This is a genomic window from Methylobacterium bullatum, from assembly GCF_014845095.1.
Lineage (GTDB): Bacteria > Pseudomonadota > Alphaproteobacteria > Rhizobiales > Beijerinckiaceae > Methylobacterium > Methylobacterium bullatum.
The window spans coordinates 1-561 of record NZ_NKUG01000264.1; the positions used below are offsets into that span (position 1 = coordinate 1).

The following is a 561-nucleotide window of genomic DNA, read 5'->3' on the forward strand; positions in this document are numbered from 1 at the left end:
GACGATCTCGGCCTTGCCGGCGATGGAGACGTAAGTCTGGCTCGACGGGTCGGAATAGGCGAGGTTGACCTGATTGTCCTTGCCGATCTCCGCGGTCTTGGGCGTGTGCAGCTTGGTGAAGAACCAGATGTCGCCGTTCTCGTCGATGTCCTGGCTCCACATCGGGCGGCTGTAGAGCTTCCCGTCCTGATCCGCCGTGGTCATCATCGCGACCTTGATATCCTTGACGAGATCGAACAGCTTCTTCGCGCCCTCGTGGTCGCGGTGGTTGCCTTGATGCATGAACATGGTCTCCTGAAGGTCTGTCGTCCGTATCGGGGCGCGGCGCTCCCGGTCGCGGGCCGGCCCTGAAGGCTGCACTCACAACGGGCCAGGGCTCGCTTGGTTCAGCGCCGTTCGGAGAAGAGGAAGAATGTCTTTGCCCATCCCGACCCGGGGAATTCCAGGCCTGTTCCTCCTTAACCTGCTCATGGGTGCGGCCTGCGCCCTCCCCGTCCTCACCGCGCCCGTCGCGGCGCAGGTCCGCTTCGGTCCCGGCGTGCGGATCGGCGGTCACGATTT

1 protein-coding gene is annotated in these 561 nt (G+C 63.8%); it reads right to left on the reverse strand.

The window, feature by feature from the left end; translation table 11 throughout:
* On the reverse strand, window positions 1-282 hold a 282-nt coding region (locus tag MBTS_RS22905; RefSeq protein ID WP_192216567.1), incomplete at its 3' end, for a pyridoxamine 5'-phosphate oxidase family protein.
* Between the last annotated feature and the right edge of the window lie 279 nt (window positions 283-561).